This window comes from Pseudomonas sp. SJZ131 (assembly GCF_007828705.1).
In the GTDB taxonomy this organism is placed as follows: Bacteria; Pseudomonadota; Gammaproteobacteria; order Pseudomonadales; family Pseudomonadaceae; genus Aquipseudomonas; species Aquipseudomonas prosekii.
In genome coordinates, this window is sequence record NZ_VIVC01000006.1 from 22,168 (window position 1) to 30,448 (window position 8,281).

The 8,281-nt window shown below is 61.6% G+C and carries 8 protein-coding genes; 4 read left to right on the forward strand and 4 right to left on the reverse strand.

Translation table 11 applies throughout. The features are described from left to right. Positions 1-63: 63 nt before the first annotated feature. The 3 genes from FBY12_RS23325 to FBY12_RS23335 form a co-directional block, all read right to left on the reverse strand. Entirely contained in the window at positions 64-549 is a 486-nt protein-coding gene (locus FBY12_RS23325; RefSeq protein WP_145256279.1) for a GNAT family N-acetyltransferase, read from the reverse strand. 123 nt (positions 550-672) lie between these two features. Next, positions 673-1,998 (reverse strand): ATP-binding protein, encoded by a 1,326-nt coding sequence (locus FBY12_RS23330; protein ID WP_121731446.1) that lies wholly within the window; start codon positions 1,996-1,998, stop codon positions 673-675. Continuing rightward, positions 1,995-2,675 (reverse strand): response regulator, encoded by a 681-nt coding sequence (locus FBY12_RS23335; RefSeq protein WP_121731447.1) that lies wholly within the window; start codon positions 2,673-2,675, stop codon positions 1,995-1,997. Before FBY12_RS23335 ends, FBY12_RS23330 begins: the two co-directional genes overlap by 4 nt. 232 nt (positions 2,676-2,907) lie before the next feature. On the opposite strand from FBY12_RS23335, the gene FBY12_RS23340 reads away from it, so the two are divergent. The 4 genes from FBY12_RS23340 to dsbG all read left to right on the forward strand — a co-directional run bounded on the left by FBY12_RS23340 (position 2,908) and on the right by dsbG (position 7,368). Then, positions 2,908-3,849 carry a sel1 repeat family protein gene (locus FBY12_RS23340; RefSeq protein WP_145256282.1) on the forward strand — a complete coding sequence of 314 codons (942 nt, stop codon included), beginning with the start codon at positions 2,908-2,910 and terminating at the stop codon, positions 3,847-3,849. Positions 3,850-4,010: 161 nt separating this feature from the next. Further along, a complete protein-coding gene (gene dsbD / locus FBY12_RS23345) occupies positions 4,011-5,747 on the forward strand; it encodes a protein-disulfide reductase DsbD (RefSeq protein ID WP_145256285.1) in 1,737 nt (578 codons plus the stop codon). After that, positions 5,747-6,622, forward strand: a complete 876-nt coding sequence (locus tag FBY12_RS23350; protein WP_145256288.1) for a TlpA disulfide reductase family protein — start codon at positions 5,747-5,749, stop codon at positions 6,620-6,622. Before dsbD ends, FBY12_RS23350 begins: the two co-directional genes overlap by 1 nt. Continuing rightward, on the forward strand, positions 6,598-7,368 hold the full coding sequence (gene dsbG, locus FBY12_RS23355; RefSeq protein WP_121731451.1) for a thiol:disulfide interchange protein DsbG: 771 nt from the start codon (positions 6,598-6,600) through the stop codon (positions 7,366-7,368). The genes FBY12_RS23350 and dsbG overlap by 25 nt, the downstream gene beginning before the upstream one ends. Before the next feature lie 98 nt (positions 7,369-7,466). Here the strand turns inward: dsbG and FBY12_RS23360 are convergent, their stop codons facing one another. After that, the gene (locus FBY12_RS23360) at positions 7,467-8,279 is read right to left on the reverse strand and encodes an alpha/beta fold hydrolase (RefSeq protein ID WP_145256292.1); all 813 of its coding nucleotides are present in this window, start codon (positions 8,277-8,279) and stop codon (positions 7,467-7,469) included. Positions 8,280-8,281 lie beyond the last annotated feature (2 nt).

The following is an 8,281-nucleotide window of genomic DNA, read 5'->3' on the forward strand; positions in this document are numbered from 1 at the left end:
TGCAGGTTTTCCTGTTCTGGAAACGCATCAGAGGCTTGAGGATTTAGACCCGCGATCAGCTTTCTATGAGGGCGGTGCCAATGTTTTGAGCATTGGGATTGCGCACAACCCGGCCACGTTGAAGGTCTGCGCACTGACGCAATAACCCAGGCGCCGGAAAAACGCTTCACTGGCGACGGTGCTGTTGAGGCGTGCCGCAGGCAAGCCCTGAAGGCGCAGCCAGGCTTCGAGGTCGTGCATCAGCGCCTGTCCGGCCCCACGCCGAAAGCATTCCGGCTGCACATGACAGAAGGCAATCTGGCCATTGGTGGCCGCCATGCCGACGCCGATTGGTTTGTCTTGAAGTACCGCGACGGTGAGGTGCAACCGTTGGTCGGCCAGCCAGTTCTGGATGTGCTCGGCGCTTTTGTTGTGCGTCCAGTTAGCGACGATTTGCGCATCGTTGCGGTGGTCGAGCGCGCAACCCAAGCGAATCGAACGCTCGACGATGCGGCTGATGATGCCGACGTCGGCCGCTGTTGCCTTGCAGATGTGCAGAGATGCATCCATGGCACTGTTCCCTCAATCCATTGAGTCGAAGCTGCCGGAAAGATAGCCCCGACAGCGCGTGGATGGCCAATGGAGAGAAGTTACATTTGATGTGCAACCCGATTCCCGGAGGTGCGCTGTTTGTCAGATCGCTTGCAACGGCATGGTCAGTTCGACGCGCAAGCCATCCGGGCGGCTGTCGAAGTGCAACGTGCAGGCACAGCGCTGAACAATCGCCTGCACAATCGCCAGGCCCAAGCCGCACCCGGTGCTTTGGCCATTGCGCCAGAAACGTTGGGTCAGGTGCTGCAGATCTTCTTCAGCAATCCCCGGCCCGTGGTCGCGGACGACAAATCGCACATGGCTGCCGGTGGTTTCCAGGCTCAACTCCACGTTGCCGTCACTCGGCGTATGGCGCAAAGCGTTGTCGAGCAAATTGCGCAGCGCGGCAATCGACAGCACCGCGGGCATTTGCACCGGCGCGGCGGAAAGCGTGCTCGGCAACTGAAACTTGATGCGGTGGCGATCGCCGCTGCCGGCATCCTGAATCGCCAGTTTCGCCACTTGCTCGGCGCTGCACTGCACGCCGTCATCGAACGACAAGCTGCCCTCGACCCGCGCCAGCAGCAGTAATTGCTCCAGCGTGCGGTGCAAACGATCGGCGCCCTCTTCGGCGCGCGCCAACGATTGATCGCGCGCCGGGCCGTCAGTCATGCGCGCCACTTGCAGGTGAGTTTTGATTGCGGTCAGCGGGCTGCGCAGTTCATGGGCGGCGTCACCGGTCAGGCGTCGCTCGCGTTCGATGGTTTTGCCGATGCGCTGGAACAGCTGATTCTGCGTGTCGAGCAACGGTTGCAATTCACTCGGTAACGGTTGGATCTGCAAGGGTTCGAGGGAATCGGCGCTGCGGCGCATCAGCGCGTCGCGCATGCGATTAAGCGGCGCCAAACCTTGGCCGATGCCCAGCCACAGCAGGCACAGGCAACCGAGCAATGCGACGCCCACCGGCACCGACGCGGCCAGCAGGATCGACATGTTCAAGGCTTCACGCTCGATCTGCCGATCCGCCGTGGTGATGCGCAAATCGCCGCGCGCCAGGGTGAAACTGCGCCACGGCGCGCCGTCGATCATCTGATCGTGGAAACCCATTTTCTCGGCTTCGAGGGTTTGTTGCGGATCGGTATGGCTGCGCGCGAGGATTTCCCCACGCAGGGAACTGACCTGACACGCCATGCCGCCGGGGACGTTCAATTGTTCGGCGCTGAAATGCGTGCCTTCGCCCTTGGTCGGCAACTTCGGCAATTGCTCCATCAGCCCGGCGACCATGCGTGCCGAGGCGACCAGGCGCTGGTCGAGGGAAAACATCATCTGGTTGCGCAGGTCGCTGAGCATCCAGGCTGCCGCCAGCGCCCAGATCAGCGCAAAAGCGGCGCCGAGGGTCAGGCTCAGGCGTAAACGCAGGCTCATCACTTCGGTTGCTCTCCGCCATCCGCAGGCCCGAGGCGATAACCCAGACCGCGCACCGTTTCGACGATGCCGTTGCCGAGCTTGCGTCGCAGGTGATGGATATGCACGTTGAGCGCGTTGCTTTCCAGTTCGTCATTGAAGCCGTAGACGCTGTCCTTCAACTGCTCGGTCGACAACACGCGGCCACGGTTGTGCAGCAGTGCTTGCAGCAGCGCCTGCTCGCGACGCGACAGGTCAATCGACTTGCCGCCGAGCAGGGTTTCGCGGCTGCTCGGGTCATACGTCAGGGCGCCATGTTCGATCAGGTTGACGCTGCGCCCTGCCACGCGCCGCAGCAACGTGTGCAGGCGCGCGGCGAGTTCGCGCAGGTCGAACGGTTTGAGCAAGTAGTCATCGGCGCCGGCCTGCAAACCGTCAACGCGGTCGGTGACCGAATCGCGCGCGGTGAGGATCAGCACCGGCAACTCAAGGCCATTGTGGCGCAGTTGCTGCAGCAGTTTGAGGCCGTCCTCGTCCGGCAGACCGAGGTCGAGCACCATCACATCGAACTCCGCGACCTTGAGCATCGCCCGCGCCGACGACGCGGTAGCGACGTGCTCGACGGTCAAACCTTGCGCGGTGAGACCGGCAACGATGCCGCTGGCGATCAGCTCATCGTCTTCGCAAACCAGTACGTGCATGGGAGCTCCCTGAGCCGAAAAACGGCAAGTCAAACAGAGATGGATTAAGCCGCAATTATGGCAGGGCTCACAACTGGCGGCGTTGGCGGTAATCGGCGCAACGGATGGCGGTTGCTGGCCAGAGTGTGCCGCATCGCGCAACGGCAAGTGCACTATCTATGTACCGCACACAGCCGTTCATCGGCCAATACCCTGATGGCAAGTTCCATCACCGCACACAAAGGTATTGACCATGCACACCAACATTGATGACCTGACTGCTTTTTTCAACCTGCTCAACAGCCTGACCGCGCTGATCGCCAAGTTGAACGTGCGACAGGAAAACGCCCGCAAAAAAGCCATCGAGCTGTATAACCTCGGCAGTTTCCAGGCCTCAGAGCGCTACTTGAACATCGGCGCTGCGGCCGGCGACCGCGCCTGCCAATACGCCTTGGGCGAAGTGCTGAGGCGCCAGCACGGCAGCATCACCGAAGAGGCGAAAACCGCGTATCGCCTCGCCGCCGCCCAAGAAGATGTCTACGCCTTGCTGCGCCTGGGCGATCGCCAATCGTTGGACCAGGCCCGACAACTGCTGCTGCCGCGTATCGAGCAGCGTGACGGTGAAGCCCTGCTGCAAATGTACGAGTTGACCAAGGACATCACGTGGCTCAAGCAATCGGCCCGTACCCGTTTCCCGGAAGCCATGTACATCCTGGCGCTGGAATACGACCGCGACAGCAGCCTGTTGCTGCCGGGCGAAAATGCCGGCGAGCTGATCGATCTGTGGCTGGAAAGGGCCGCCCACGTCAATTTCCCGCTGGCGATGAACTGGTACACCAATCGCCAGAAAGTCACGACATTCCCTTCGCTGCGGCGTGAATGGCTTGAGAAAACCGCAGCGCTGAATGATCTCTACGGCATGCTCAAGTACGGCTTCGCCCTCGGCCACGGCGAGTCTGGCGGTGACCCCGAGTACGGCTACAAGAAAAACTACCCGCTGAGTTACGCGCTGATCTCGCTAGTGGTGAACTCGGCGCCGGAGTATCAACTGCACAATAGCGCCGCGCTGTTCCTCGACGAGTTAGGCAAAGCGATGAGCCAGCAGGAAATCGATCTGGCGCTAAAAGTCGCCCAGACCTGGAAGGACTCACACCCGCCGCTGTCGGAAAATCGGCTGACGTATCACGGCATCTGAGCCGCTGACCACCCGCTGGCCAGGTTTGAACTCGTGGTTTTCGGGTGGGCCGAGCAAAGTGATCGGCAAGCACCTGCCGATCACCTGCCGGGCACCTATTAATCACCGGTTAATCGTCGGCCAGCATCGTGCGTCTCACTTGCACCGGCATCGGATGGCTCATGCGGCAATATTTTCTGCTTTTTATTCTTCTGCTCTCGGGTATCGCCCACGCGGGATCAAATCCGTTCGAAACCAAACCAGAATTCCTGCCGGTCGAGCAAGCGTTCGTTCTTACCTCTGAACGTCTGCAAAGCGGTGAAATGCAGCTGTTCTGGCAGATTGCCGACGGTTACTACCTGTATCAGAAGCGCCTGAAGTTCGAAGGTCTGGCGCCGGCGAAAATGCCGGTGTTGCCGGAGGGTGAGTCGCACAGCGATGAGTTTTTCGGTGAGCAGCCGGTTTATCGCCAAGGTCTGGAGCTGAAAATCCCTGCCGGGGCGACCGGACAGATCAAAGTCGGTTTTCAGGGCTGCGCGGATGCCGGGCTGTGTTATCCGCCGCAAACCCAGGTCGTTGATCTCGGTGGCGCGGCGGCGACGATTGCCGCCACGCAGGCGCCGGATCAAGCCCTCGCCAGCAACTTGCAACAGCGCGCGTTGGGCTGGAGTTTGCTGGTGTTCTTCGGCCTCGGTCTGTTGCTGGCGTTCACGCCGTGCACGTTGCCAATGTTGCCGATTCTCGCGGGGCTGATCGTCGGCAGCGGCGCCTCGCCCAAACGCGGTTTCGCGTTGGCCAGCAGTTATGTGATTTGCATGGCGTTGGTGTACGCGGCGCTGGGCGTGCTGGCCGCGTTGTTGGGCGGCAATCTTCAGGCATTGCTGCAAAATCCCTGGTTGCTGGGCAGTTTCGCAGCGGTGTTCGTGCTGCTGGCCTTGCCGATGTTCGGCTTCTTCGAATTGCAATTGCCCGTAGCATTGCGCGATCGACTTGAGCACGCCTCGCGCAAGCAACGCGGCGGCAGCCTGATCGGCGCCGGCGTGCTCGGCGCGTTGTCGGGGCTGCTGGTCGGGCCGTGCATGACCGCGCCGCTGGCCGGCGCGTTGCTGTATATCGCGCAAAGCGGTAACGCGCTGCACGGCGGGCTGATTCTGTTTGCCATGGGCATTGGCATGGGCATTCCCCTGCTGTTGCTGGTGACCGTCGGCAATCGCTTCCTGCCCAAACCGGGCGCGTGGATGAATCTGCTCAAAGGCGTGTTCGGTTTTCTGTTCCTCGCCACCGCGCTGTTCATGTTGCGCTCGGTGCTCGATCCATCGCTGTGGCTCGGTTTGTGTGGCGCATTGTTGTTGATCGCCGCGTACAGCGCCTGGAAACAGTCGGAGGGTTTCGGCCGCGTCGCTCAACTGTTCGGCGCCAGCGCGCTGTTGCTCGGTCTCTGGGGCAGCCTGCTGGTGATCGGGGCGGCGGGCGGCAGCGCTGACCTGTTCAAACCATTGCAGGTGTATGCGGCGTCCGATTCCGCCAACGCCGCCAACCCGGTCGGCCACGACGCCTTCACCACGGTCAACAGCCCCGCCGCGCTGCAACGCGAACTCGAAGCGGCGCAGGCTCAGGGCCAATGGGTGCTGCTGGATTACTATGCCGACTGGTGCGTAGCCTGCAAAGTCATGGAAAAACAGGTGTTCGGCCAACCACAGGTTTTGGCTGCATTAAAAGATGTGCGCTTGCTACGGCTGGACGTCACCGCCGACAATGCCGCCAGCCGCGAACTGCTCGGCCGCTATAAAGTGCCGGGGCCACCGAGCCTGCTGTGGATCGGCGCCGATGGTGTCGAACGCCGCAGCCAGCGCATCACCGGCGAAGTCGATGCGCAGACTTTCCTGCAACGCTGGACCACCACCCGAGATGCTCATTAATGCTGACTTTTACCCTCGGCACCTTTGCCATTGCGCTTAACCACCTGCTGCTGATCAGTGCTCTGGCGCTGGCGACGTTCGTCGGTTGGCGGGTGGCCAAGCGCGGCGGCGAGAATCCCGAGTCGGTGCTGTTCAGCCTGTTCCTGTTGGGCATGCTGGCGGCGCGGGTGAGTTTCGTGATCGCCTATTGGGCGCATTACCGCAACGACCCGTGGCAAATGATTGATCTGCGCGATGGCGGATTTCTCGCGTGGCCGGGGGTAATCGTGCTGGTGCTGGCGGCGTTGTATCGCGGCTGGCGGCGGCCGGGTTTGCGTCGGCCACTGGGCTTTGGCGCCGGCAGCGGCTTGCTGTTCTGGTTGCTCGCGACCTTTTCCCTGACGCTCTACGAGCAAGGCACGCGCCTGCCGGACATCGCACTGCGCAACGCCGCTGGCGAAACGGTCAAACTCAGCGACTATCAGGGTGGCCCGTTGGTGATCAACTTGTGGGCGACCTGGTGTCCGCCGTGTCGCCGGGAAATGCCGGTGCTCGAACACGCCCAGCAGCAACGTCCGGACCTGACTTTCCTGTTCGTCAATCAGGCTGAAAGCATGCAAAGTGTCAGCACTTACCTGGAAACCCAGGGCCTGAGCCTGTCCAACGTGCTGTTTGATCGCGGCGGCCGTTTGGGTCAGGCCGTCGGTTCGATGGCATTGCCGACTACGCTGTTCTATAGCAACGATGGCCGCTTGCTGGCCAGCCATCTGGGCGAATTGTCGGACGCCAGTTTGGCCCGCGCCCTGGAAAACTTCGACACGCCCAACGCCGCCGCTTCTGCCTCTTCGACCTCTTCTTCAAGGAAACTGCCATGCCCCGCCTCCGCCACCTGCTGACCCTGACTTTGGGTGCTGCGCTGCTACACCTGCCGGCGGTGCAGGCCGCTGAAGAACTGCCCGAGGCGATCAAGAAGATTGAAGCCAAAGGCGCGAAAATCGTCGGCCAGTTCGATGCGCCGGACGGTTTGCGCGGTTACGCCGCGCAGTACCAGAATCGCGGCATGGCGCTGTACCTGACGCCGGATGGCAAACACGTGCTGCTCGGCAATCTGTACGACGCCGACGGCAACGACCTGAGCAGCGCGCCGTTGCAGAAGCTGGTTTACGCGCCGATGTCCAAGGAAGTCTGGGGCAAGATGGAAGCGAGCAACTGGATCGCCGACGGCAAAAAGGATGCGCCGCGCATCGTTTATCTGTTCAGCGACCCGAATTGCCCTTACTGCAACATGTTCTGGGAACAGGCGCGGCCGTGGGTCGATTCGGGCAAGGTGCAGCTGCGGCACATCATGGTGGGGATCATCCGCGAGGACAGCCCGGCGAAATCCGCCGCGCTGCTCGCCGCCAAAGACCCGAGCCAGGCGTTGGCCGATCACGAAAAGGCTGGCAAGCAAAGCAAGCTCAAAGCCTTGAAAGAGGTGCCACCGGCGATCCAGGCAAAACTGGCGGCGAACATGCAGTTGATGGACGATCTGGAATTGCAGGCAACCCCGGCGATTTTCTACATGGACGACAAGGGCGAATTGCAGCAACAGCAAGGCGCACCGTCGCCGGACAAATTGCAGAAAATCCTCGGGCCGAAGTAATCCCCCACCGACGCCTTCGCGGGCAAGCCTCGCTCCTACAGGGGAATGCGAACCTCTGTAGGAGCGAGGCTTGCCCGCGAAGGGGCCCGAATCAACAACTAATTCCTTTCAGCCAAAAACCTCAACAACGCCTCAGTGACAAACCCGGCATTCTCCAGATTGGAAATATGCCCGGCCTCCGGCACCAGCACACACTCGCAGCCAATCAACCCGGCCATCTCGCGCGCTTCCGAGGGTGGCCGTGGTTTGTCCTGATCGCCACACATCACCAACGTCGTTGCTGCATCCAGCTCGGGCAGGCGCGCGAGCAAATCATCCCGTCCAAAGGTAATCCGCCCCATCGGCACGATGCTCTCGCGCAGGCGTTCGGCCAGCAGCGCCGCCAACGAAGCACGGAAATCCTGATACAACGCTGACTGCGGATCGATGCCTGGCCGGAAGAAGATCGGCACCACGATGTCCAGCAGTTGCGGTGCGATCACGCCAGTGTCTTCGACCTGTTTGAACAGCGAGAAATAGTATTGGCGAGTTGGCTCCGGCTCGACGCCGACGTAAGTGTCCATCAGCACCAGACCATTGAGCCGCTGCGGTGCCGACAGCGCCAGGCGCACGCCCCACATGCCGCCGACCGACAGGCCGACCAGCGTCACCCGAGCAATGTCCAGATGATCGAGCAGCGCCAGAGCCTGACGGGCGATGTCATCCAGTGAAGTCGTGCCGGCCGGTAATGGCCCGGACTGGCCGTGGCCCCACAGGTCCAGCGCGATGACCCGGTATTGCTGCGACAGTGCGGCAATCTGCGGCGCCCACATGTTTTGGTCCCACAGATAACTGCCGGCGAGCAACACGGCCGGGCCGGTGCCTTGATCGGTGTAGTGAAGGGATTGTCCGTCTATTGTTGCGAAGGGCATCA